The sequence below is a fragment of the Candidatus Nitrospira neuquenensis genome (genome assembly GCF_979578155.1).
On the sequence record NZ_CEFZDU010000012.1, the window covers coordinates 1 to 23,110 of the forward strand.

Here is a 23,110-nt window from a genome sequence, read left to right on the forward strand (position 1 = left end):
AGAGGGGTCAATTTCACATGATGACAGGGGTCAATTTGGCATGATTACTGACAGATGTCGAGCCAGACGAGCGGGCGGACGCGAAAGCGAACTCTGAACGGGTCGTTCTCAGGGACGAAAATCGGCTTGTTATCGATAAAGGGGCCTTCGACGACCTCAAGCAAGCCAAACCAGCGGGACAGGCGAGTCAGGTAGCAGACGAATACGTCGCCTCGTTTGATCCGATCTGCCATTCCCTTGTGGCGGAGTCGGAAGCCGGAGATGTCGCGACTCGAACGGCTGAAGGCCTCGTACGTCTCCGGGGAGAAGAGGTCGATGAAATATGCCATTTGTGTAGTCTCGACGTCTAACTATTGATTAGACTGCGCTTGAAAGGGCTCTTCCCTCGATTTCGTAGACACCGGTTTATCTACGTTCGTTGCTCGTACTCTGCCGGTGGCACGTAACCCAAGAATGAATGAAGCCGGCGGTGGTTGTAACACGGGATGTAGCTCCGGATGGCTCGCGCCATCGTCCGGTCGTTGCCAAAGTCACGTCCATGGATCTCATCGGATTTGAAGGAATGGAAGAAGGATTCCATATGGGCGTTGTCGGTCATCTGGCCCGGGCGGTTCATGCTCTGGGCGAAGCCGAGCTGGGTAAGCCGCTCGCGGAAGGCGTACCCGGCGTACTCGATTCCGCGGTCGCGGTGGAAGATGACCCCGGGACTGGGTCTTCGGTTGAACACTGCGCGATTCAAGGCCGCGAGCGTGAGGGTGACGTCCTTGTTGCGGCCGAGGCTCCAGCCCACGATGCGGCGGGAGAATTTGTCCATGACGGTCGCGAGATAGCGCCATTGGGTCCCAACCTTCAGGTAGGTGATGTCGCCCACCCAGACCTGGTCTGGGCCGGTGGCGAGGCGCGCGCGGCTCACGTTGGGGATGGCGGCGAAGAAGGCATGGGTGCCCGGGTTCGCGTGGGAGAGGGTGGCGGCACGTGCCTTGAGGCCGTTGTGGTGCATCAGCCGCTCGATGCGGGAACGCCCGACGCACGCACCCTCGCGGCGCAACTGCCGGTGGATCCGCGGGCTGCCGTAGGTCTTGCGGCTGTCGGCGTGGATCCGAAGGATGCGCTTCCCGAGCCCCGCGTTCGACTTGGCCCGCTCGCTCACCGGGCGAGCCCGCCAGGCATAATACCCACAGCGCGACACCCCGTAGAGCCGGCACATCACGGACACGGGGTACGCTCCCTGCTCGCGGTCAATGAACTCGAAGATCTCTTTCTTCGTTCGGAAGAGAACCGGATGGCTTTTTTTAAAAGCTGATGCTCCTTGAGCTTCCCCCCATTGTTTGGACAGTTTTTCCTCGGAATTAAGCTAATGGATCTTTCCCTCCTTCCCCTCCAGCGTTTTGTTCGGCCTTGCTGTCAAGCGAACACTCAATTACGTCTTGTTGAGGAAGGTTACCGTAGTCCGGGAGAACTTTTCCTGATAATGCACGTGCACTTCAACAGGACTATTTATGCCGCCCCTCGTTTCCGCTCCGTGTGTAGTGCCTCGATAACCGCCTTCGGATTCCGAGCCGCTACCCGGAGCAGGGCCAACGCTGGGCCGTCTGGAGTGCGTCGACCCTGTTCCCAGTTTCGCAGCGTCGCGACGCTGACGCCGATCATCAGCGCGAATTCCGCTTGGGACGCGCCGAGTTTGGCCCGAACCACCTGGACATCGGTAGGGTGGAAAGTGGTCGTCCGGGATGGCCGCCGGGTTCCGCGCCGAATCTGGCCGGCTTGCCGAACGCTGGTGAGTAGTTCTTGAAAAGCCGCTTCTTTCATTTGAATTCCTCCCGTACGACCCGGCTGAGTTGGCGGGTCTGCGCCGGCGTCAAGTCGCCCTGTGCGGACTTGGCGTAGGCATACACCATGTAGAAGACCCGATCGCCGGGTACCCAGTAGTAGATGACCCGCAGCCCTCCGCGTTTACCCTGGCCGGTAGTCGCCCACCGGACCTTGCGCAAGCCCCCTGACCTCTGAATAACAGGCCCTTGCTCGGGGCGCAACATCAACGTGATCTGGAGCTGTCGATATTGTTCGTCGTCGAGATGTCGCTGAATGGCTGCCGTGAAGACCGGCGTCTCGACGAAGCGCATCGGTTGCCATTATGCGCCATTGGCGTAGCCTCGTGCAAGGAGGATTGATCCGTCGTCGGCATAACACTAAGGCTGAGAGGCGCGAGCGTTGCGAGCGTCCTTCTCAAGCCGGTTGTTATGCGACGTTCTGCATCTTGGTCGCGAAGTCCCGCCCAGAAGTTGGAGGAGGCAACGGCTTGCCGTCCTTTTTATACAGTTCGATCGCTTCCTCAACGACTTGGCACAGTTCGTCGAAGACTTCCTTTTCGTCACTTCCGTGGCAGCCTCCGTATATCAGGCCCGGAGCACTTCCGACATAGCACTGATCCTCTTCCGACCACTCGACGATCTTTACGTACTTGGCACTGTCTTTCATTTCTTCGACTCCTCCAGGGCCAGGCGTACCGCCCGGACCTGATAATGTTTCGCGTCATCCCCAAGTTTACCGGAAATTGTCACAGGTTTCTGGGCTCTCGGGTGAACGAAGTTTCGATGGCTTCCTTTACCGCCGCGATTCACGAAACCGGCCTTTTCCAATTCCGCGATCAATTCCCTTATCTTGGGCGGCATCTACTTAGAACCTATCTCAAAATTGTTTCAGTAGCATGGTGATGGATGCGAGCTGCACAAAACCTAGAAAGTTGGTGGCGTAGTACTCCCAGCGGATCAGCAAGCGCCGCTTCCATTGCAGCCACGCAAAGAAGCGCTCGACGAGCCACTGACGTTGATAGCGTCGCAGATGACGGCCATCTTGAGTCTTCAGCTTCCGCGTGGAGCGGTGCGGCGCGATCAGGTTGATGCCGTCCTGCTTGGGGTCGTCATCGAGGCCATCACTGTCGTAGGCACGATCACCGATGAGATGCTCGGGCTTGGCCCCCAGCATGTAGAAGTCGAAACTGAGTTGCACCAATGTGACCTCATGATGATTGGCCGCATGCGTACTCACCGAAAGCGGCAGCCCATGGCGATCCACAATCGCGAGGATCTTGACGCCTTTGCCGCGTTTCGTGAGCCCCACGGCGTCGCCGCCGCCCTTGGCCGCGGCAAACGTCGCATCGATGAAGCTCTCGCGCTCGTCGATCGCGCCTTCTTCGCGCAAGGTATTCGCCAACTGCGTGAGAATCTCCCGCAGGACCTCGCGTTCGCACCACTGCTGGAAACGCCGATGGACCGTTTTGTAGTTGGGATAGCACTGCGGCCGCAGGTGCCACTGCGCGCCGGTGTTCAAAATCCACAGCACGGCCTCCAAGACCGCGCGGGCCGGCACCGGCTTGCGGCCCGGACGGCCTTCGGGAATATGCTCTTCGGGAAAATGCTCCCGAATGCGTTCCCATTGATCGTCGCGCAGTCGCAACATGCTGGCGCATTATAGGGACTTTTTCTAACGACTCAACCATTGTGAGATAGGTTCTAGTCCTGTGTTGGGGTTCTACGGGTTCTACCCCGTTTCCACGGACACGTGGGTTAAGAGTGTTTCCCCCTCCTGCTGAAACGCCAGTCTGCGCCGCTGACGGGGGTTGTGCCAGCGTTCGATGTAGTCAAAGACATCCGCTCTGGCTTCCGCTCTGGTCCGGTACTGCCAACGGTTGACGCGCTCGCGTTTGAGCACCCCAAAGAAACTTTCCGCCGCGGCGTTGTCGGCCCAACTGCCCACCGCGCTCATGCTGCACGTGATGTGGTGCGCGGCCAAGAACTGTTGGTACTCCTCCGACGTAACCTGACCCCCGCGATCGGAATGGAGAATGACCGCCGTGCGGCCCGGCCGCTGCCACACCGCCCTCAACACTGCCTGGAGGACCCCTTGGCGATCCTGCCGCGGGCTCATCGACCAGCCCACGACGACATCCGCATACAAATCCAGGACGATGCAGAGATACCACCAGTGTTCGGCGGTGCGAATGTACGTGATGTCGGTGACCCATTTGGTATTGGGCGCCGTGGCGGTGAAGTCGCGCTCCATCAGGTTGCGCGTGCCCACCGGCGGGGTCCCGGAGGGCTTGGGGCGCCACCGCCGCCGCGGCGGCACCCCGTGGAAGCCGGCTCCGCGCATCAGGCGGGCCACTCGATGGCGGCCACAGCGCTCACCGGCGTAGCGCAGCTCCTCCCACATCCGGGGACTCCCGATCACGCCCTCGTGCTCGGTATGCCGCTCACGCCTGCGCCGCACCAGCCGGGCATTCTCCTGAGCCCGGGCACTCGGCGGGCGCGTCGCCCAGCCGTACTACCCACTGGCCGACACGCGTCAACACCGACACATCAATCGGATGGGAAACGCATCGCGGCATCGTTGGATCATCCGAAACTTCACGTCGACGCTTTCGCGAAGAACGCTGCCGCTGCGCGCAAACACTCCCGCTCCTTCGTGACGCGAGCCAGCTCTCGCCGTAACTGGCTCAGCTCCTCATCCCGCGAGCGCCCAGTGCCCCCAAAGGCCTGCTGGGGCTGACGGCGCAACTCACGCCGCCACCGCCCCAACACATTCGCCCCGATGCCCAGGTCGGCGGCGATCTGACTCACCGTCCCCCCCGGTGCGTCGAGCATGGCCACCGCTTCTCGCTTGTACTCCGCTGACAACTGAGCAGGCGGCCCGGCCACCACGCCGCTCCCCCGGTCCCGTCACGCCCCCCGCTACTCGACCAGCCGCTTGAACGCCGTCTTGATCTGGTCGAGGCCCTGGCGGAGGTCTTCTTCGAAGCCCCCTGCCTTGGCCTGCATCGCGCGGCGCCTCGCCGCGAGCTGCTCCTTGAACGCCTCCAGCTTGGCCAGCAATTCCTTCTTGCCGGCCTCGAGCGCGCCCTGCTGCCCGGCCTTCTCGCCCTCGAAGCGGTGCTTCAGCGCCTCCAGCTCGGCTTCCAGGGCGTCGGCTCGGCCCACGACGTCCTCCCACAGCCGGCCGGTCTCGAAGCCGGCCTCCCGCAGCTTCTGGTCCGCGACGGCCTCGAACTCGCGTAAGGCCTTCTGGATCTTCGCCCGTTGCTCCTCGAACAGGTCGCGGGCGTCCGCCTTGCCGAGCGCCAGTTGCACCTGCAGGTGCTCCAGCCGGGTCTGCACCTCCCCCTTGACCTGCTCGGCCACCGCCTTCGTTTTCTGCACCTCGGCCTGGACCCGCGCCAACACCTCCCGCAACTGCTGCTTGCGCTGCTCCAGCCGCTCAAGCGCCTGCGCCTTCGTCTGGGTGAGCTGCGCCTCCAGCGCCAGCGCCTGGTGCTCCAGCGCGTCCAGCTTCTTGTCGAGCGACGCCCTGATCTCCGTGATGCGCGACATGGGTTCCCCCTCCCATAGCGGGCCGTCCCCGCGGTTTGCGTCGGTTGAACGGCGACAGGCTACGTGGCGCGGCCCCTCCTGTCAATCGGACGGGGGCCGCCCCTCGTTTCGCGCTTGACGGCGGACGCGCGGGTCGTCTATTAGCATACCAACCGGTCGGTTGATCGTGACGCCATGAAGACGGCTCGCCGGGCTTCTCCCGCAAAAGAACGGTTGCTCAACGCCGCCCAGCGGTTGATGCTGGCCAAGGGCTTCGCTGCGACGACGGTGGATGAGATGTGCGCAGCGGCGGGCCTCACGAAGGGCGGCTTCTTCCACCATTTCGGCAGCAAGGACGAGCTGGGGGAAGCGGTGCTGGAGCGCTTCGTCGCGGCCAGGGCCCGGGCCATGCGGGCGGGATCCTTCACGCGCAAGCGCGACCCGCTTAAGCGCGTCTACGGCTATCTGGATTTCATCATCGAGATGGCCGGGCAGCCTGGGGCGCCCTCGGGATGCCTGCTGGGCACCTTCGCCCAGGAGCTGTCGGACACCCACCCCAGGATCCGGGCGCAATGCGCGCGGCACTTCGCCGGCTGGACGGCGCTGTTCAAGCGCGACCTGGACGAGGCGAAGGCCAAGCATGCCCCGCGGGCCGCGCTCGATACGCAGGGGCTTGCCGAGCATTTCATCGCCGTGCTGGAAGGGGCTCTCATCCTGGCCAAGGTCAAGCAGGACCGTCGGCTGGTGGCGGAGCACGTGCGGCATTTCAAACGGTATATCAACAGCTTGTTCGAGGGGTGAGGCGGGGCGGCCGCCCGGCCCGTGGCGCCGGATGAGCCCTGTCGATTTCCACCGGGCCGAACGACTAACGGGTACAGTGCCCGGTCACCCCAACCTCAGGAGATTCTATGAATAGGGCCCCCTTTACGTTGGTCGACAGTCGAGGTACGAAGGCCCGACTGTCAGGGGTGAACCATCACCACCAACGAAAGGGGGCAACCAATGGTGTATGTCGGATTGGATGTCAGTGGCAAGAGCCTGGTGGCCTATGCGGTCAATGAACGGAAGCAGCGGGTCTATGCGGGAGAATAGCCGGCCACTCGGGCGGGCCTCCGGACGTTGCTGCGACAGGTGGGCGCCGGCCCCAAGCTGGTCGCCTTCGAGGCCGGGAATCAGCTGAAGTGGATCGCGGAGACGTTGAAGAAGCTGGACGGGGTCCAGGTCCATGTGGTGCACCCGAACGAGGTGAAGTGGATCACCGAGAGTCGGGGCAAGACCGATCGGGTGGACGCGAAGAAGCTGGCGGAATTGGCGCGAGCGGGGCTGCTGCCGCGGGCTGTGCATGTCGTGGAGGGGCCGGTGCGCGAGCTGCGCGAACTCGTCAGTGCCAGGCAGCAACTGCAGCGCAAGCGGATCGCGTTGATCAATACGATCCGGGGCTACGTGTACCAAGAAGGGCATCGGTTGCCGGAGCAGTTCTTTGCGGGGGCCGCCTGGCGGGAGCAGGTGGCGCGGCTCCCGGTGAGCGCCCCGCTACGGCTGATCCTTGAGACGTTCATGACGAGCATCGCGGCGCTGGTGGCGGCCGAGCAGCAACTCACCCAGCGGCTGGTGGCGATCGAGGAGCCGCGCTGTTCCCTCCTCGAGAGCGTCCCGGCCATCGGGCCGGTGGCCTCCCGCGTCCTGGTGAGCGCGCTCGATGAGGCCCGGCGGTTTGATGACCAGAAGGCGGTGGCCAACTATGGGGCGCTGGCCCCCACCATTTATCAAAGCGGGGCGGTTCGGCAACTCGGACGGATCAATCGCGATGGGCGGGGGGAGGTCCGGCGCGTCTTGCTGCAGTGTGCCCACACCGTGGTCCGGATGAAGAGCCAGGGGGCGAAACCGCTCCAGCAGTTCTTTACCCAGGTCATGCGGCGACGCGGGAAGAAGATCGCGGTGGTGGCCCTCGCGCGGAAGCTGCTGCCCACAGCCTATGGCGTGCTGAAGTCGGGCCAACCCTATGACCCGCGCAAGCTCGAGCCCGCGACGGCGTAGCGGGCGAACGACGGTCGGGCCAGGTTGTCTCACCCGGATGGACAGGCACAGGCAGTGAGTCCGCATATGCCTTGAGGCACGCACCTCGTTCTGGAGATTGGGCGGCTGTCTTTGCACCGGAAGGTTGGGCCTGCCTGTCGGCAGACAGGCGACCGAGCCCGCATGGGAGGTTAACGGTCCATCTATTATCACCAGGGCCTCGTGTTGACTGTTGACAGAGGCCCTATTCATGGGAGGCTGCCATGAAGTATCTCTGCCTGGTGTACGCGGAAGAGAAGACGCTCAACGCCCTGCCGAAGGACGAGCGACGGGCGCTGTCGAGCGAAGCCATGGCCTATTGCGCCGACCTGCAGAAGGTCGGGCAGCTCGTCGCCGCCTCGCCGCTCCACCCGGTGGAGACCGCGACCACCGTGCGGGTCCGCAACGGGAAGACTTCGACGACCGACGGGCCGTTCGCCGAGACGAAGGAGCAGCTCGGCGGCTTTCTCCTGCTCGACGTGAAGGACCTGAACGACGCCATTCGGATCGCGGCCAAGTTTCCGGCGGCCCGGTTCGGCAGCATCGAGGTGCGCCCAGTCAAGGAGAACGGCTGCGCGGAGTGAGTGCCCATGGACGACGACACGGCGGAGCGGGCGCGCGCGCGGGTGGATGAGGTCTATCGAACCGAGGCGCGCCACGTCCTCGCCACCCTGATCCGGCTCCTCAAGGACTTCGACCTGGCCGAGGAGGCCCTGCACGAGGCCTTCGCCGCCGCCGTGGAGCGATGGCCGCGAGGCGGCGTGCCGGCGAATCCCCGCGCCTGGCTCGTGTCGGCCGGCCGGTTCAAGGCGATTGATGCGATGCGGCGGCGCGCGCGGTACGACGCCTCGCTGGCGGAGTTGGCCAAGGAGATCGACACGACCACCGGCGACCCGTTGGAGGACGAGGAAGAACCCATCGGCGACGATCGGCTGCGGCTGATCTTCACGTGCTGCCATCCGGCCCTGCGCCCGGAGGCGCAGACGGCGCTGACGCTGCGGGAGGTGTGCGGGCTGACGACGGAGGAAGTCGCCCGCGCCTATCTCACGTCCCCCTCGACGATGGCCCAGCGCATCGTGCGCGCCAAGGCCAAGATCCGCGACGCGCGCATTCCGTACGAGGTGCCGGCGCCGTCCGAGCTTCCGGCGCGGCAGGACGCCGTGCTCCGGGTCATCTACCTGGTGTTCAACGAGGGCTACTCCGCCTCGTCCGGCGCGTCGCTCACGCGCCCCGACCTCTCGGGCGAGGCGATCCGCCTCGGACGACTGCTGCTGGAGCTGCTGCCGGAGCCGGAGGTCATGGGCCTGCTGGCGTTGATGCTGCTCCACGAATCGCGGCGGCCGGCGCGCACGTCGGCCACGGGGGACCTGGTCCTCCTGGCGCACCAGGACCGGTCGCGCTGGAACCGCGCGCAGATTGCCGAGGGGGTCGCGCTCGTCGAGCGGGCGCTGGCCTCCGAGCGGTTCGGCCCCTACACGCTAGAGGCCGCGATCGCGGCGGTGCATGCCGAGGCCCCGAGCGCCGCCGAGACCGATTGGGCGCAGATCGTCGCCCTCTACGACCTGCTCGCCCGGGCGGAGCCGTCGCCGATCGTCGAGCTCAACCGGGCCGTGGCCGTCGCGATGCGCGACGGGCCGTCGGCGGGGCTGGCGCTCATCGACGCCATCCTGGCGCGCGGTGAGCTGGCCGACTATCACCTGGCGCACGCCGCGAGGGCGGACCTCTGCCGACGGCTGGGCGACAGGGCCGGGGCCCGCGCCGGGTACGAGCGCGCCCTCGCCATGGCCGGGCAGGAGCCCGAACGGCGGTTTCTGGAGAAGCGCCTGGCCGAGCTGGGCTAGCCCGCATGATTCATGAACGCTTCTGCTGCAGACGCGACTCCACGGTTTCGCGACGAACCGTCATGAATCATGCGGGCTAGAGCGATCACCACAAAGGAGGCAACCATGCGTATCCTCTCATTCGCAGTCGCTACGCTGGGCGTCGTGCTGGCCGTCTCGCCGGCCCCGGCCAAGGACAAGAAGGGCGGCAAGCCGATGGACGAGAAGGCGATGATGGAGCTGTACCAGCGGCTCGCCACGCCCGGCGAGCCGCACAAGCTGTTCGCGAGCCTGGCCGGGAGCTGGACGACGACCAGCAAGGAGTGGATGGAGCCCGGCAAGCCCCCGACAGAGTCCACCGGCACCGCGGAGATGAAGATGCTGCTGGGCGGGCGCTTTCTCTACCAGGAGTACAACGCCCAGATGATGGGGCAGCCCTTCTCCGGCATCGGCATCGACGCCTACGACAACCTGACCAAGAGGTACGTGACGGCCTGGATCGATTCGATGGGGACGGGCATCTTCATGATGGAGGGCACGGCCAGCGCGGACGGCAAGATCATCACGCTGAAGGGGTCGCACCCTGAACCGGGCGGCGGCCGGATGACGCACCGCGCCGTCTGGACGATCACGGATGCGAACAGCCAGACCTTCGAGATGTACGGCGCGCACGGGAAGGGCAAGGAGATGAAGATGCTGGAGATCACCTACACGAGGAAGCCATGAGTCTGAAACGGACCATCGCCGCTCCCAAGAGGCCGGCGGCGCCCAAGCCGTCGACGGGCCCCGTGGCCCTGCTGGTCGGCACCCGCAAGGGCGCCTTCATCCTGAAGGGCGACCGATCGCGGCGGACGTGGAAGTGCTCCGCGCCGCTCTTCCTCGGCCACATCATCCATCACGTCGTCCTCGACCCGCGCGACCGGCGCACGATGCTGATGGCGGCCAGCACCGGCCACCTGGGGCCGACCATCTACCGCTCGACCGACGCGGGCAAGACCTGGAAGGAGGCGAAACAACCGCCGGCCTTTCCCAAGGCGCCCGAAAGTCAGGGGGGCCGCAGCGTGGGGCACGTCTTCTGGCTCACGCCCTGTCATGCGAACGAGCCCGATGCCTGGTACGCCGGCACCTCGCCGCAGGGGCTCTTCCGCTCCGACGACGGCGGGGTGACTTGGCGGCCCTTTTCCTCCATCAACGACGATCCGCGGTACCGCGAGTGGATGGGCACCGTGCAGGACGGCACGCCGGACGGGCCCAAGCTGCACTCGATCCTCGTGGATCCCCGCGATCCCCGGCACCTCTACTTCGGCATGTCGGGCGGCGGCGTGCACGAGTCCGTGGACGGCGGCAAGACCTTCAGGCCGCTGATCCAGGGCCTGGACGTCGTCGAGGGCTTCGACCGGTCCACGCCGACCTTCCATGATCCCCATTGCCTCCGGCTCTGTCCGACCAACCCGGACCGCCTGTACCAGCAGAACCACTGTGGCATCTACCGGCTGGACCGGCCGTCGAGCGAGTGGGTCCGCATCGGGCGGACCATGCCGAAGCCGGTCGGCGACGTCGGGTTCCCGATGGTCGTGCACCCGCGCGATCCCGACACGGCCTGGGTCTTCCCGATGGACGGGGGGACCGTATGGCCCAGGGTGAGCCCCGGCGGCAAGCCCGCCGCCTACGTCACGCGCGATGCCGGAGGGAGCTGGACGCGGCAGGACAAGGGCTTCCCCCGCGCGAACGGCTGGTGGACCGTGAAGCGACAGGCCATGGGCGCCGACGCGCACGAGCCGGTCGGTCTCTATCTGGGAACCACGCAGGGCGAACTCTGGGCGAGCCGGACCGAGGGAGCGGCCTGGACCTGCCTCGCGCGGCACCTGCCGGAAATTTACTCCGTGGAGGCGGCGGAGTGGTGACCGTCCACATCCCGAGCGCGCTGCATGCCTACACCGCGCGACAGAGCGAGGTGGAGGGTGAAGGTCGGACGGTGGGCGAGGTCCTGGCGGCGCTGGATCGGCGCTACCCCGGCCTGCGCTTCCGCATCGTGACGGAGCAGGACCGGATTCGGCCGCACATCAGGATCTTCGTGAACGAGGCGCAGGCGCAGCACCTCGCCGCGCCGGTTCGACCGGACGACCGGCTGTACATCGTCTGCGCGCTCAGCGGGGGATGACCTGCGGGAGGCGGGGCTGCCGGGGTTGGAGCGGGCGATCAGGCTGGCGATTCTTCCAGGCGGAGCGTGTAGAGGTAGTGGTAGAGCCCGCGCCGCTCCATGAGGGCGGCGTGGGTGCCCTCCTCGACGAGCCGCCCCCGGTTGAGCACGAGGATCCGGTCGGCCCGTTGGACGGTCGTGAGCCGGTGCGCCACGACGAAGGTCGTCCGTCCCGCCATGAGGCGGTCCAGCGCCTCCTGCACCAGCCGCTCCGATTCCGAGTCCAGCGCCGAGGTCGCCTCGTCCAGGATCAGAAGGCGGGGGTTCTTGAGCACGGCCCGCGCGATGGCGAGCCGCTGCCGCTGCCCGCCCGAGAGGTTGACACCCTTCTCGCCCACCACCGTCTTGTAGCCGTCGGGCAGCGCCGTGACGAACTCGTGGGCGTTGGCCGCGCGGCTCGCCGCGACGACCTCCTCCTCCGTCGCCCCCGCGCGCCCGTAGCGGATGTTGTCGAGGATCGTTCCGCCGAAGAGGATCGTCTCCTGCGGCACGAGCGCGATCTGGCGGTAGAGGCTCTCCAGCCGTACCGCGCGCAGGTCGTAGCCGTCGATCGCGATCCGGCCCTCCGTCGGGTCGTAGAACCGGTGCAGGAGGTTCACGAGCGTGGTCTTGCCGGCGCCGGTCGGGCCGACGATCGCCACGACCTCGCCCGGCTTCGCCTCGAAGGAGACGGCGGACAGTACGGCCTGGCGCGGGTCGTAGGCGAAGCCGACCCCCTCGGCCCGGACGTGGCCGCGCAGGGGCGGCAGCTCGACTGCGTCGGGCCGGTCGCCGATCTCCGGCTGCGTGTCGAGGATCTCGAAGACGCGCGCCATCGCCCCCTGCGCCTCCTTCACCTGGGCGAAGACGCGGGCGGCGGAACCGAAGGGCCCGATCAGGATGCCGGCGAACAGGATGAAGGCGAAGAGGTCGCCGGGGGTGATCGCGCCCTCGATCACCTGCGTCCCGCCGTACCAGACGACGGCCGCGGCGGCGGCGAGCGTGAGCAGCGTGATGACGGGCACGAAGACGGCCAGCACCGCCGCACGCCGCAGGGTCACGGCGAGCGCCTGCTCGACCTGGGCGGCGAAGCGCGCCTCCTCCCGTCCGGTCTGGACGAACGATTTGACGATCCGGATGCCGGAGAGCACCTCCTCGACGAGCGTCGTCAGGGCGGCCTGCTGGTCCTGGATGCGCGTCGAGAGGGCGCGGAGCCGGCGGCCGAACAGCCGCGCCACCAGCACGAGGAACGGCAGCAGGAGCAGAATCAGCAGGCAGAGCCGCCAGTTCATGTAGAGCAGGAACGCCACGCCGCCGACGAAGGTCACGACCTGCTTGGCCGTGTCAATGGGCGTCTCGGACAGCGTGGACTGGATCACCCCCACGTCGTTCATGAGCCGGGAGATCAGCTCGCCCGTCCGGCGCTTGGCGAAGAAGCTCAGTGAGAGCCGCTGGAGGTGACCGAACAGGTGCGTGCGGAAGTCGGCCAGGATGCGCTGGGAGGCGCGGGCCGTCAGGTAGCTGTGGCCCATCGAGAGCAGGCCCTGCAGCAGGACCAGCCCGAGGAACAGGGCGAGCGTCCAGGCCATGCCGACCCGGTCGTGCCGGACGGTGATGACGTCCCAGAGGCGGCCGGCGAGCCGCAGGAGCGACAGGTTGACGACGGCCACGCCGACGACGAGCGCGGCGGAGGCGACCATCAGGGGGAGCGAAGGCCGGAGAAAGGGGTAGAAGCGGCGGTAGTAGGACATCAGGAACCGTCAGCCGTCGGCGTTCCGCGCAGCGGTCACGAGGTCATTCCGGCGAATGCCGGAATCCAGGGTTCGGTTGCCTGCCCCTGCGCTTTGGCTGGACCCCGGCTTCCGTCGGAGTGACGGCCCCTGCCGGCATGACGAGGCAGAGGGCTGTGACGGCTGAAGGGGGAACGCTGTTTCTTGACGGCCGTCTTACAGTTGCGTGATGGACTCGATCAGGTTCTTGTTGATCGAGACGAAGTCGGCGTGCTCCCGCTCGTTGATCGTGACGTCGGTGAGGTTGATGAACAGCCGCTGTTCCTCGTTGAGCACGTCGGAGACGCGGTTCCGCATCGGAGGGATCACGAAATCCCCGATGTAGGTGTTGCTCACCGTGCGGACTCGAATCCGGGCTTTTTTCCCCTCGGGCATGTCGCCTCCCCTCGGGCGGAGCCGCGCCTAGCTCCGGCGCCGCGCGAACTTCATGCGCCTGCGCAGCTTCTTGTGCTTGTGCTTCCGCATCTTCTTGCGGCGCTTCTTGAGCACGCTCGACATGCAAGGACTCCTGGGGTGGCAGAGTGTAGAGGGTCCGTCGCGCAAACGCAAGGAAGCCGCGATCCGGCCCCGCGGGACCGGGTTGTCTATCACGGCGGCGCGCGGGGTGTCAAGGACCGCGGCTTGACGGCTCCGCCGCGGGCTCCCTATACTCCCGCATGCTCCACACGCGCATCGCGGTCTGGGTCCTGGTCGGGGCCCTGGCCGCCGCCGGCCTCCCCCTCGCGGCCTGCTCGAAAAAGGAGATTCGGTACCCCGCCGACCACCTCCGCTACCAGAACATCGACGCCGCCGTCGAGTCGCTGCGGAAGGCCTACGCGGAGAAGGACCGGTCCACCCTGCACAAGCTCATCCTGCCCGTCGCGGCCCTGGACCGCACGGGGGTCGACATCGAGCGGGACTTCGAGCAGTTCGAGGAGATCACGCTGGATTTGTCCATCGAGCGGATCGTGATCGAGGGGGACACCATCCACGTGTTCGTGCACTGGCAGGGCAACTGGAAGCGGCGCCCCGAGGACCCGGGCATCCGCGAGCGCGGGCACGGGGTGCTCCGCTGGGTCGGGATGCAGTCCATCATGCTCCGGGGCATCGAGGGAGACCTCTTCTTCGGGATGTCCACCCGCCATCCCGAGGGCGAGGGCACGCCGGCCGGGAAGGGCACATGACGGCGATCCGTCGGACCGTCCGCCGCGCCGCCTGGGTGCCGGAAGCCGAGTTCCTGGTGATCGGGAGCGGCGTGGCCGGGCTGCGCGCCGCCATCGAGCTCAGCCGGCACGGCCGCGTGGTCATCCTCACCAAAGGCCATCCCCTGGAGAGCAGCTCGATCTACGCCCAGGGCGGGGTCGCCGTCGCGATCAGCGAGGAGGACGACGTCGCCATCCACCTGACCGACACGCTCAAGGCCGGACACGGCCTTTGCCGGCGGGAGGCGGTCCGCGTCCTGGTGGAGGAGGGGCCCGACCGCATCCAGGAGCTGATCGGCTGGGGCGCGCGCTTCGACAAGATCGGCGGCAAGTTCGCCTTCGCGCGCGAGGCCGCGCACAGCCGCAGCCGCATCCTGCGCGCGCGCGGAGACGCGACCGGCAACGAGATCGTCCGCGTGCTCATGGCGCAGGCCCGCCAGCGGAAGACCATCGGCTGGCTGGACCACCATTTCACCGTGGACCTGATCGTGGTGGACGGCGTCTGCCGCGGCGCGCTGGTGCTGGAGGAGGAGAGCGGCGCCCGCGCGGTCGTGCCCGCCCGCGCGGTCGTGCTCGCCACGGGCGGCGCGGGGCAGGTCTACGCCCGGACGACGAACCCGCCCAACGCGACCGGCGACGGCATGGCCATGGCCTGGCGCGCGGGCGCGGTGCTGGAGGACATGGAGTTCGTCCAGTTCCATCCGACCGCCCTCTACCTGCCCTCCAGCCCGCCTTTCCTCCTCTCAGAGGCCATCCGGGGCGAGGGCGGGCAACTCCGCAACATCAAGGGCGAGCTGTTCATGCACCGCTACCATTCGGCCGGCGCCCTGGCGCCGCGAGACATCGTGGCGCGGGCCATCTGGTCGGAGATGGCCGCGACGCGCGCCCGGCACGTCTATCTGGACGTGACGCACCTGAGCGCGGGCTTCGTGCGCCGGCGGTTCCCGACGATCTACGCGACCTGCCTCCGCTACGACATCGACATCACCGAGGAGTGGATTCCCGTCTCGCCGAGCGCCCACTACATGATGGGGGGCGTGCGGACGGACACGGACGGCGCCACGAGCCTGCCCGGCCTCTACGCGGCGGGCGAGGTGGCCTGCAGCGGCGTGCACGGCGCGAACCGGCTGGCGAGCAACTCGCTGCTGGAGGGACTCGTGTTCGGCGCCCGCGCCGCGCGGGCGGCGGCCGCCCGGCGGTCGGGGGAGGAGGGGGCCTGCCCCTCCGTGGAAGAGCTGGACGGGCGGCCGCCGGTCGCGCTGGAGGACGCGGACAAGCTCCGCAGCTCGCTGCGCCGGCTGATGTGGGGCAAGGTCGGCCTCGTGCGGACCGGCGATTCCCTCGCCGCCGCCGTGGCCCAGCTCTCCCGCTGGCAGCGGCTGGTCGAGGGGCCCTTCCTCACCCGCCGCGACCTGGAGGTCAAGAACATGGTCCACGTCGCGCACGGCATCGCCGAGGCGGCGCTCTGGCGGGAGAACAGCATCGGCGCCCACTACCGCGCGGATTTTCCGGACATGAGGAAAGGGGGGCGCACGGAGCACAGCCGCATCCAGCGGGGCGGGGAGCCGGTCGCGCCCCCGCCGCCGCGGCGCGTCGTCAGGCTCGCGGATCGAAGAGGAAGCGGGGCAGGTTCGCCCGGAACAGGTCGCGCAGCCGGCGCGTGAGGGAGCCGGGCCGCCCCGCGCCCACGGGCGCGCCGTCCACGCGCGCGACCGGCATGATCTCCATCGTCGTGTTCGTCAGGAAACACTCCTCCGCCGCCCGCAGGGCCTCGGGCGTGTAGCGGCCCTCCTCCGTCGGCAGGCCCGCCTCCCGCGCCAGCAACAGCACGACCTCGCGGGTGATGCCGCCGAGGATGTCGCCCTCCGCCGCCGGGGTGCAGAGGCGGCCGTCCCGCACGAAGAAGAGGTTGCTGGTCGTCCCCTCGGCCAGCTCGCCCCTCGCGGTCAGCAGGAGCCCCTCGAAGGCGCGGGCGGCGATGGCCTCCTGCTTCGCCAGGATGTTGTTCAGGAAGTTCAGCGACTTGACCTCCGGCGGGAGCGCGGCCGGCAGGTTCCGCCGCACCGCCACGATCGCGAGGTCCACGCCCTCCTCGAAGAGGCGCGCGGGGTAGGGGACGTAGGGCTTGGCGATGACCACGAGGGTCGGCCGCGGGCAGAGCGCCGGATCGAGCCCGATCTCGCCCTCGCCCCGCGAGATGGTGATGCGCAGGTAGGCGTCGGCGATCCCGTTGCGCCGCATCGCCTCGGCCAGGAGCGGGCCCCAGTCCTTCTCGGCGAGGGGCGGCGTGAGGCCGATGAGCTGCGCCGAGCGTTCCAGGCGCGCGAGGTGCCGCGGGAGCATGAAGATCCGGCCCCCGTAGGCCCGCAGCGTCTCGTACACGCCGTCGCCGTACAGAAACCCGTGGTCGAAGACCGAGACGACGGCCTCCTTCCGGTCCACGAAGCGATCGTTGAGGAAGATCCACATGGCAGAGAACTCTCAGCGGTCAGCCGCCAGCAAGGCCGTCACCCCGGACGGGTTCGATCCGGGGTCCATCTGGATTCCGGCGAGCCTGCCCCGGACTTGATCCGCGGGGCCGGAATGACGAGGCTGAGGGTGGACTGCCGGAGCGTCGGGTCATGTCAGCGCTTCCAGCAGCGCCTGGGCCTTGTAGAGCGTCTCGTCGTACTCGCGGGCCGGGTCGGAGTCGGCCACGATGCCCGCGCCGACCTGCAGGGAGCCGCGGCCCCGCGCGAGCACCAGCGTGCGGATCAGGATGTTGAAGTCCAGGTCGCCGCTCCAGCTCAGGTAGCCGAGCGAGCCGGTGTAAGGGCCGCGCCGGACCGGCTCCAGGGAGTCCAGCACCTCCATGCAGCGGACCTTCGGGACGCCCGTGATCGTCCCGCCGGGGAACATCGCCCGCAGCAGGTCGAAGCCGTCCAGCCCGTCCCGGAGCTCGCCGCCGACGTTGGAGACGATGTGGCTGACGTGGGAGTAGCGCTCGACGGCCATGAATTCGTCCACCCGCACCGTCCCATAGCGGCAGACGCGGCCGAGGTCGTTCCGCTCCAGGTCCACGAGCATCAGGTGCTCGGCCCGCTCCTTCTCGTTCAGCACCAGCTCGGCGGTCAGTCGCCGGTCCTCGGCCGGGGTCCGCCCGCGGGGGCGGGTGCCGGCGATCGGCCTGGTGTCGGCCCGCCGTCCCTGGAGGCGGACGAGTCGCTCCGGCGACGAGCTGACGAGGCAGAGGTCGTCGAAGACCATGAGGCCGGCGAAGGGCGAGGGGTTCACCAGCCGGAGGCGGGCGTACAGCGCCGCGCCGAGCGCGCCCGGCCCCGTCGCCGGCTGGTCGCCCAGGTCGAAGGTGAAGCGCTGCGACAGGTTGGCCTGGTAGAGATCGCCGGCGCGGATCAGCTCCTGCACGCGCGCCACGCCGGCCAGGTAGTCGTCGCGGGGCCGGTCCGGCCGGACGGCGAAGGGGGCGGGTCGCGGGCCCGGCCGGTCGGCCGGGGCGGCCGAGAGCCGGGCCGCCAGCGCGGCCAGCCGGTCGCAGCCCTCCCGGTAGAGCTTGTCCCTGGACTCGCCCAGCAGCCGCTCGACCGGCGGCGCGAAGATCACCGACAGGGTGCCGGCCTCATGGTCGAGCGCGGCCAGCAGCTCCACGAAGGCAAACTCCAGGTCGGGCAGGCCCAGGTCGTCCACGGCCAGGCTCGGGAGCCGCTCGAAGCGGCGCGCGAGGTCGTAGCTCAGATAGCCGACCGCGCCGCCGAAGAAGGGCGGGAGGCCGGGCGGACGGGGCAGTCGGGAAGCGCGGAGCCGCCCGGCCAACGCCGCGAAGGGATCGCCCTCGTGCCGGGTCACCCGGTCGCCGGTCCGCAGCTCGTAACGGTCTGCCTTGCCGGAGAGGACCAGGTAGGGCTCGGCGCCCAGGAAGGAATGGCGCGCGGTGGCCTCCGCCCCCCGCCCGCTCTCGAGGAGGAAGGAGGGCCGGCCCGGCCGGGCGATCCGGCGGTAGAGCGCGAAGGGGTCCGCGGGCGGCTGCGGAATCGTCAAGACCAGCGGCGCCGGCCGCTCCTCCGACAGAAAGCCGGCGCGGGATGGGTGAATCATGGGCTGGTTGTAACACAGGGCGGGACGGGAGGCCAGGGGGCCGGCACGCGGCCCCGCACCCGCCCGACGGACACCCCGGGAGATCCTCCGTGCCGGGCCCAGATTGACTTGCCCGGCGGAGGCGGGTACACCAGTTCAGGTTTTCCGGAGACCCTGCCCGATGATCGGCTTCTTCGATTGGCACAAGGCGGCCGACGTTCCTCTCGCGGTGGCGCTGGCGGCGGGAATTTTCCTGCTCGACCTGTCGATTCCCCTGGGCAAGGCCATGGGCATCCTCTATCTGGCGCCCCTGATCCTCGCCTTCGGCACCGCCACCCGGCGCGGCCTCCTCCGGATGGCGGCGGGCTGCACGCTCCTCACGGTCCTGGGCGCCCTGTTCTCCCCGGCGGCCAGCGCGCCGTGGGACGTGGTGTTGTTCAATCGTACGGCGGCCGTCGGCGTCATCTGGGTGGTGGCCCTGCTGATGGCGAAGCGCCTGGCGTCGGAGGAGGCCGCCCGGCAAGCCGAGGCGCGGTTCGCCGGCATCATCGACCTCGCGGACGACGCCATCGTGTCCGTGGACGAAGCCCATCGCATCCGCCTCTTCAACCGTGGCGCGGAGCGGGTCTTCGGTTGGACGGCCGCCGAGATGTTGGGGCAGCCTCTGGCGCGGCTCCTCCCCGATCGCTTCATCGCCGCGCACGACGGACACCTACGCGACTTCGCGCAGGCGGCGGAGACGAGCCGACCGATGGGTCAACGGGGCAAGGTGTACGGGCGCCGCAAGGACGGCGAGGAGTTTCCCGCCGAAGCTTCCATCTCGAAGCTCACGCTGGGGCGAGACCGGCTGTTCACGGTCATCCTGCGCGACGTGACCTCGCGGAAGGAGATGGAGCGGTACCTGGCCGCCATCCACGAGGTCACCAGGCTGTTGGCCGGGGCGAGGACTCTTGCCGAAACCGTGCCGAATGTCCTGCAGGCGCTCGGCGAGGGCATCGGCTGGGACGTGGCGGCGATCTGGCTGCTGGACAAGCCCAACCGGGTGCTCCGCTGCGCGGGCATCTGGTCCGCGCCGGGGCTGGAGGCGACGGCCTTCAGGGAGATGAGCCTGGCGAGCGGAATGGCGCGCGGGGTCGGGCTGCCCGGCCGCGTCTGGGAGTCCGGCGAGGCGGCCTGGATCGTCGACGCGGTCCACGATGCCAACTTCCCGCGGGCCGCGGCCGCCGCCCGGTCGGGGCTGTCCGGCGCCTTCGCCTTTCCCATCCTGATCGAAACCGCGGTGGTCGGGGTCGTGGAATGCTACAGCCGGCGGACGCAACCGCCAGACCGGCAGCTCCTGGACCTGCTTGGGGACCTGGGCAGCCAGATCGGGCAGTTCCTCAAGCGCAAGGAAGTCGAACTGGAGCGCGAGCAGGTGATCGGGGAGCTCAAGGAGGCGCTGCGCAACATCAAGACGCTCAAGGGGCTGCTGCCCATCTGCGCCTCGTGCAAGAAGGTCCGCGACGACCGCGGCTACTGGGACCAGATCGAGACCTATGTCAGCCGGCATTCGGAGGCCGAGTTCAGCCATGGCATCTGCCCGGACTGCGTCCGGCGCCTCTACCCCGACCTCTACCCGAAGCTGCGCGAGAGCCGCCCCGACCTCTTCAACCGGGAGGATCCCGAGGCGCCGGTCGGCCGGTGATCCCGCTTCACGGTCTCGTCCACGCGCGCCTTGACTTTTCGCTCGGGATTTTGCTTGAATGGCGGCTCTTGGTCGGCCGCCGGGGCTCGTCCCGCGCGGCGCCCGTCACAGAGAATGCCGCCCTCGACGGATCCGTTCTATGCGGGCTTGGGGCAGGCGGTGCGGCTCGGCACCGAGCTGCTGGCCGCGCTGATCGTCGGGGGCGGCCTGGGCTGGCTGCTCGATACCTACCTGTTCGCTTCGGGGCCCTGGGGCCTGGTCGCGGGGTTGGTTCTCGGTACGATCGCCGGGGTTCGGAACGTGATCCGCGGCGCCCAGCGGTGGTCGAAATAGCCCGTCCCTAACCACAAAGACACGGCGAAGCGTATCCGATGGACAATCCGCTCCACCCCTTCGAGCTGCATCAGATCATCCCGATCTCGCTCTTCGGCCTCGACATCTCCATCAACAAGGCCGTGCTCATGATGTGGGTCGTGGTCGCGCTCGTGGCCGGCTTGTTCCTGGCCGCGGCCGGCGCGCGCGGGCTGGTGCCGACCAAGCTCCAGAGCCTGGCCGAGATCTTCGTGGACTTCATCCGCGGGATGATCCTGGAGACGATGGGGCAGGCCGGGATGCGCTTCTTCCCGCTGATCGCCACGCTGTTCGTCTTCATCCTGTTCTGTAACCTCCTCGGCCTCATCCCCGGCACCTACACGGTGACCAGCCAGATCGTCGTCACGGGGGCCTTCGCGCTCGCGGTGTACGGGCTCAGCCTCGCGCTGGGGTTCGCGATGCACGGCGTGAAGTTCCTCGGCATCCTGGTGCCGCCGGGCACGCCGGGCTGGCTGCTCCCGCTCATGGTCCCGATCGAGCTCATCAGCCAGCTCGCGCGGCCGATCTCGCTCGCGGTGCGGCTGTTCGCCAACATGACCGCCGGGCACACGATCCTGGGCGTGCTCTTCGGGCTCGCGCTCGGCGGGGGGCTCCTGATCGGCTGGCTGCCCTTCGCGTTCACGATCGCGATGAACGGGCTGGAGGTCGGCATCGCGTTCATCCAGGCGTACATCTTCACGATCCTGTCCTGCGTGTACCTCGGCGACGCGATCACGCTGCACGGGCACGGGGAGGCGCATTGATTCGGGAGTTGCGAGCGATGCGTGTCGCGGGGTGAGTGCTCCACGGGCGTCACCCCGACACTCCAAACCAGAAACCCACCACTCAAAACCGGAGGACTTCAAGCGATGGATGCAGCAGCGTCGGCATTGTTGGGCATGGGGTTGGCGGCGGCCGGGTTCGCGGGCGCCGGCGTCGGGATCGGTTACATCTTCGGCAAGATGATCGAGGCGGTCGCGCGCCAGCCGGAGGCGGAGGGCCGGGTCGGCAAGTACATGTGGATCGGCTTCGCGCTGGTCGAGGCGATCGCCCTCTACGGGCTGGTCATCGCCTTCATCATCATGGGACTCCGGAAGTAACGCGACGGGTGACGAGGTGCGAGGAGTTTTGAGGTTGTCGTTTTGAGTCCGTGAAGAAGGTGGCAACTCGACACTCACTACTCAAGACTCAGGACGGAGTGCCGCATTCCGCGCCACGGGGGTTTGTGGAAGATGCCACAGTTTGAAAGCCAGTTTTTCTCGTCGCTGATCTTCTGGGAGGTCGTCTCGTTCGCGATCCTCTGCTGGGTGCTCTACAAGTTCGCCTTCCCGTCGATCCTCGGCGCGCTCGAGACGCGGGAGCGGAAGATCCGGGAGAGCCTGGAGCAAGCGGAGCGGCACCGGGCCGAGGCGGAGCGGACGCTGCGGGAGTACGAAGCGAAGCTGAACGCGGCGGCGCGCGAGGCGGACGCGCTGCTCGCCGGCGCCAAGGAGCGCATCCAGCACCTGCAGGAAGAGCACGAGCAGCGCCTCCAGGCCGACGCCGAGCGCATCAAGGGCGAGGCGATGCGGGAGATCGAGCACGAGCGACGCAAGGCGCTAGAGGACATCCGCCGCGAGACGACGGACCTGGCCCTCTTGGTCGCGGAACGGGTGATCGGGCGGAGCCTCACGGACGCGGACGCGAGGCGGATGGCGGACGAAGCGCTTGCGGCCGTCGCCGATTTCGGGCGTAAGCGTGAAGGGTAAAGGGTGACGGAACGGGTCCACCCCGTCCTGCCGCCTCTCACGTGGTACGGTTCCCCTCTCACGAGTTCGCCCCGCCCCGCTTGTAGCCCTCCAGGTCCACCGTCACGTGACGGAACCCCAGCGCCGTCAGGCGCGCGGCGACGCGCGACCGTCTCGGCTCCTCCAGCAGCCGCGGCACCTCCTTGCGGTCCACCTCGATCCGCGCCGTCTCGCCCTGGTCCCGCACGCGGACCAGGCGGAAGCCCTCCTCCTGCAGGCAGGCCTCGGCCTGCTCCACCCGCCGGAGCGTCTCCCGGGTGATGGCGATGCCGCGCGGGATGCGCGAGGAGAGGCAGGCGGCGGCGGGCTTGTCCCAGATGGAAAGGCCCAGGGATCGGGCCAGGTCGCGGACGTCCTGCTTGGTCAGCTCCGCCTCGACGAGGGGGCTCCGCACGCCCAGCCGTCGCGCCGCCAGGATGCCCGGCCGGTCGTCGCCGAGGTCGTCGAGGTTCGTCCCGTCCACGATCACCCCGCCGTTCCGTTCTGCCCGGAGCCGGCCCATCGCCTCGTAGAGGTCCGTCTTGCAGTGGAAGCAGCGGTCGGCCTCGTTGCGGACGAAGGCGGGGAGGGCGAGCTGATCGGTCTCGATCACGAGGTGGGGGGCGCCGATCTCCGCGGCGACGCGCCGGGCCTCCTCCAGCTCGGACGCCGGCATGGTGGGGGAGGCGGCGGTCACGCCGACGACCCGGTCGCCGAGCCGATCGTGCGCGACCTTCAGGACGACGGTGCTGTCGATCCCGCCGGAGTAGGCGACCAGCACCGAGCCCATCTCGTCGAACAGGCGGTGCAGGGTTTGAAGCTTGGAATCCGGCATCGGGCGGCACTGGCGCGACGAGCGGTCAGCGGC

27 protein-coding genes and 2 pseudogenes are annotated in these 23,110 nt (G+C 68.0%); 14 read left to right on the forward strand and 15 right to left on the reverse strand.

The features are described from left to right. Nucleotides 1–44: 44 nt before the first annotated feature. The 9 genes and pseudogenes from AC1U7O_RS06650 to AC1U7O_RS06690 all read right to left on the reverse strand — a co-directional run bounded on the left by AC1U7O_RS06650 (nt 45) and on the right by AC1U7O_RS06690 (nt 5,366). Nucleotides 45–329: a hypothetical protein gene (locus AC1U7O_RS06650; RefSeq protein WP_479893910.1), complete on the reverse strand. Its 285-nt coding sequence runs from the start codon at nt 327–329 to the stop codon at nt 45–47. Nucleotides 330–409: 80 nt separating this feature from the next. Then, entirely contained in the window at nt 410–1,336 is a 927-nt protein-coding gene (locus AC1U7O_RS06655) for an IS3 family transposase (RefSeq protein WP_479894003.1), read from the reverse strand. A gap of 161 nt (nt 1,337–1,497) precedes the next feature. After that, complete coding sequence (gene nadS, locus AC1U7O_RS06660) at nt 1,498–1,809, reverse strand: NadS family protein (RefSeq protein ID WP_479893911.1); 312 nt, start codon at nt 1,807–1,809, stop codon at nt 1,498–1,500. Continuing rightward, nucleotides 1,806–2,123: a type II toxin-antitoxin system RelE/ParE family toxin gene (locus AC1U7O_RS06665; protein WP_479893913.1), complete on the reverse strand. Its 318-nt coding sequence runs from the start codon at nt 2,121–2,123 to the stop codon at nt 1,806–1,808. The genes nadS and AC1U7O_RS06665 overlap by 4 nt, the downstream gene beginning before the upstream one ends. Nucleotides 2,124–2,238: 115 nt before the next feature. Beyond that, on the reverse strand, nt 2,239–2,478 hold the full coding sequence (locus AC1U7O_RS06670) for a hypothetical protein (RefSeq protein ID WP_479893914.1): 240 nt from the start codon (nt 2,476–2,478) through the stop codon (nt 2,239–2,241). Next, nucleotides 2,475–2,672: a type II toxin-antitoxin system HicA family toxin gene (locus AC1U7O_RS06675; RefSeq protein WP_479893916.1), complete on the reverse strand. Its 198-nt coding sequence runs from the start codon at nt 2,670–2,672 to the stop codon at nt 2,475–2,477. Before AC1U7O_RS06675 ends, AC1U7O_RS06670 begins: the two co-directional genes overlap by 4 nt. A gap of 16 nt (nt 2,673–2,688) precedes the next feature. Then, the gene (locus AC1U7O_RS06680; RefSeq protein ID WP_479893918.1) at nt 2,689–3,459 is read right to left on the reverse strand and encodes an IS5 family transposase; all 771 of its coding nucleotides are present in this window, start codon (nt 3,457–3,459) and stop codon (nt 2,689–2,691) included. A gap of 81 nt (nt 3,460–3,540) precedes the next feature. Next, nucleotides 3,541–4,643: pseudogene (locus tag AC1U7O_RS06685) on the reverse strand (IS3 family transposase). 87 nt (nt 4,644–4,730) lie between these two features. Further along, nucleotides 4,731–5,366: a hypothetical protein gene (locus tag AC1U7O_RS06690; protein ID WP_479893920.1), complete on the reverse strand. Its 636-nt coding sequence runs from the start codon at nt 5,364–5,366 to the stop codon at nt 4,731–4,733. A gap of 174 nt (nt 5,367–5,540) precedes the next feature. On the opposite strand from AC1U7O_RS06690, the gene AC1U7O_RS06695 reads away from it, so the two are divergent. The 7 genes and pseudogenes from AC1U7O_RS06695 to AC1U7O_RS06725 all read left to right on the forward strand — a co-directional run bounded on the left by AC1U7O_RS06695 (nt 5,541) and on the right by AC1U7O_RS06725 (nt 11,381). Then, nucleotides 5,541–6,146 (forward strand): TetR/AcrR family transcriptional regulator, encoded by a 606-nt coding sequence (locus AC1U7O_RS06695; RefSeq protein ID WP_479893922.1) that lies wholly within the window; start codon nt 5,541–5,543, stop codon nt 6,144–6,146. Between the two features lie 309 nt (nt 6,147–6,455). Continuing rightward, nucleotides 6,456–7,382, forward strand: a pseudogene (locus AC1U7O_RS06700) (IS110 family RNA-guided transposase); the annotation flags it as partial. Between the two features lie 242 nt (nt 7,383–7,624). Beyond that, a complete protein-coding gene (locus AC1U7O_RS06705) occupies nt 7,625–7,984 on the forward strand; it encodes a YciI family protein (protein ID WP_479893924.1) in 360 nt (119 codons plus the stop codon). Between the two features lie 6 nt (nt 7,985–7,990). Next, nucleotides 7,991–9,241 carry an RNA polymerase sigma factor gene (locus AC1U7O_RS06710; protein WP_479893925.1) on the forward strand — a complete coding sequence of 417 codons (1,251 nt, stop codon included), beginning with the start codon at nt 7,991–7,993 and terminating at the stop codon, nt 9,239–9,241. Nucleotides 9,242–9,346: 105 nt separating this feature from the next. Then, nucleotides 9,347–9,946, forward strand: a complete 600-nt coding sequence (locus AC1U7O_RS06715; protein WP_479893927.1) for a DUF1579 domain-containing protein — start codon at nt 9,347–9,349, stop codon at nt 9,944–9,946. Then, nucleotides 9,943–11,124, forward strand: coding sequence for a WD40/YVTN/BNR-like repeat-containing protein (locus tag AC1U7O_RS06720; RefSeq protein WP_479893928.1), 1,182 nt, complete (start codon nt 9,943–9,945; stop codon nt 11,122–11,124). Before AC1U7O_RS06715 ends, AC1U7O_RS06720 begins: the two co-directional genes overlap by 4 nt. After that, entirely contained in the window at nt 11,121–11,381 is a 261-nt protein-coding gene (locus AC1U7O_RS06725) for a MoaD/ThiS family protein (protein WP_479893930.1), read from the forward strand. The genes AC1U7O_RS06720 and AC1U7O_RS06725 overlap by 4 nt, the downstream gene beginning before the upstream one ends. A gap of 38 nt (nt 11,382–11,419) precedes the next feature. On the opposite strand, the gene AC1U7O_RS06730 is transcribed toward AC1U7O_RS06725, so the two are convergent. The 3 genes from AC1U7O_RS06730 to AC1U7O_RS06740 all read right to left on the reverse strand — a co-directional run bounded on the left by AC1U7O_RS06730 (nt 11,420) and on the right by AC1U7O_RS06740 (nt 13,687). After that, the gene (locus tag AC1U7O_RS06730) at nt 11,420–13,150 is read right to left on the reverse strand and encodes an ABC transporter ATP-binding protein (RefSeq protein ID WP_479893931.1); all 1,731 of its coding nucleotides are present in this window, start codon (nt 13,148–13,150) and stop codon (nt 11,420–11,422) included. A gap of 195 nt (nt 13,151–13,345) precedes the next feature. After that, nucleotides 13,346–13,564 (reverse strand): DUF6812 domain-containing protein, encoded by a 219-nt coding sequence (locus AC1U7O_RS06735; protein ID WP_479893932.1) that lies wholly within the window; start codon nt 13,562–13,564, stop codon nt 13,346–13,348. 27 nt (nt 13,565–13,591) lie between these two features. After that, nucleotides 13,592–13,687 carry an AURKAIP1/COX24 domain-containing protein gene (locus AC1U7O_RS06740; RefSeq protein WP_479893934.1) on the reverse strand — a complete coding sequence of 32 codons (96 nt, stop codon included), beginning with the start codon at nt 13,685–13,687 and terminating at the stop codon, nt 13,592–13,594. 158 nt (nt 13,688–13,845) lie between these two features. Between AC1U7O_RS06740 and AC1U7O_RS06745 the strand changes: the two genes are divergently transcribed. Together AC1U7O_RS06745 and nadB are read left to right on the forward strand one after the other, a co-directional pair. Beyond that, nucleotides 13,846–14,352, forward strand: coding sequence for a hypothetical protein (locus tag AC1U7O_RS06745; RefSeq protein ID WP_479893936.1), 507 nt, complete (start codon nt 13,846–13,848; stop codon nt 14,350–14,352). Then, complete coding sequence (gene nadB / locus AC1U7O_RS06750; RefSeq protein WP_479893937.1) at nt 14,349–16,034, forward strand: L-aspartate oxidase; 1,686 nt, start codon at nt 14,349–14,351, stop codon at nt 16,032–16,034. Before AC1U7O_RS06745 ends, nadB begins: the two co-directional genes overlap by 4 nt. Here the strand turns inward: nadB and AC1U7O_RS06755 are convergent. Together AC1U7O_RS06755 and AC1U7O_RS06760 are read right to left on the reverse strand one after the other, a co-directional pair. After that, nucleotides 15,967–16,839 carry an aminotransferase class IV gene (locus tag AC1U7O_RS06755; protein WP_479893939.1) on the reverse strand — a complete coding sequence of 291 codons (873 nt, stop codon included), beginning with the start codon at nt 16,837–16,839 and terminating at the stop codon, nt 15,967–15,969. The genes nadB and AC1U7O_RS06755 overlap by 68 nt on opposite strands. Nucleotides 16,840–16,989: 150 nt before the next feature. Continuing rightward, nucleotides 16,990–18,462, reverse strand: coding sequence for an anthranilate synthase component I family protein (locus AC1U7O_RS06760; protein WP_479893940.1), 1,473 nt, complete (start codon nt 18,460–18,462; stop codon nt 16,990–16,992). A 160-nt stretch (nt 18,463–18,622) separates the two neighbouring features. Between AC1U7O_RS06760 and AC1U7O_RS06765 the strand changes: the two genes are divergently transcribed. The 5 genes from AC1U7O_RS06765 to atpF all read left to right on the forward strand — a co-directional run bounded on the left by AC1U7O_RS06765 (nt 18,623) and on the right by atpF (nt 22,224). Further along, nucleotides 18,623–20,125 carry a PAS domain S-box protein gene (locus AC1U7O_RS06765; protein WP_479893941.1) on the forward strand — a complete coding sequence of 501 codons (1,503 nt, stop codon included), beginning with the start codon at nt 18,623–18,625 and terminating at the stop codon, nt 20,123–20,125. Nucleotides 20,126–20,239: 114 nt separating this feature from the next. Beyond that, a complete protein-coding gene (locus tag AC1U7O_RS06770) occupies nt 20,240–20,458 on the forward strand; it encodes an AtpZ/AtpI family protein (RefSeq protein ID WP_479893943.1) in 219 nt (72 codons plus the stop codon). Between the two features lie 38 nt (nt 20,459–20,496). Continuing rightward, a complete protein-coding gene (locus tag AC1U7O_RS06775; protein ID WP_479893944.1) occupies nt 20,497–21,240 on the forward strand; it encodes a F0F1 ATP synthase subunit A in 744 nt (247 codons plus the stop codon). A 105-nt stretch (nt 21,241–21,345) separates the two neighbouring features. After that, the gene (gene atpE / locus AC1U7O_RS06780) at nt 21,346–21,576 is read left to right on the forward strand and encodes an ATP synthase F0 subunit C (protein WP_479893946.1); all 231 of its coding nucleotides are present in this window, start codon (nt 21,346–21,348) and stop codon (nt 21,574–21,576) included. 132 nt (nt 21,577–21,708) lie between these two features. Next, nucleotides 21,709–22,224, forward strand: a complete 516-nt coding sequence (atpF, locus tag AC1U7O_RS06785) for a F0F1 ATP synthase subunit B (RefSeq protein WP_479893947.1) — start codon at nt 21,709–21,711, stop codon at nt 22,222–22,224. A 58-nt stretch (nt 22,225–22,282) separates the two neighbouring features. On the opposite strand, the gene larE is transcribed toward atpF, so the two are convergent. Beyond that, nucleotides 22,283–23,077, reverse strand: coding sequence for an ATP-dependent sacrificial sulfur transferase LarE (larE, locus tag AC1U7O_RS06790; protein WP_479893949.1), 795 nt, complete (start codon nt 23,075–23,077; stop codon nt 22,283–22,285). Nucleotides 23,078–23,110 lie beyond the last annotated feature (33 nt).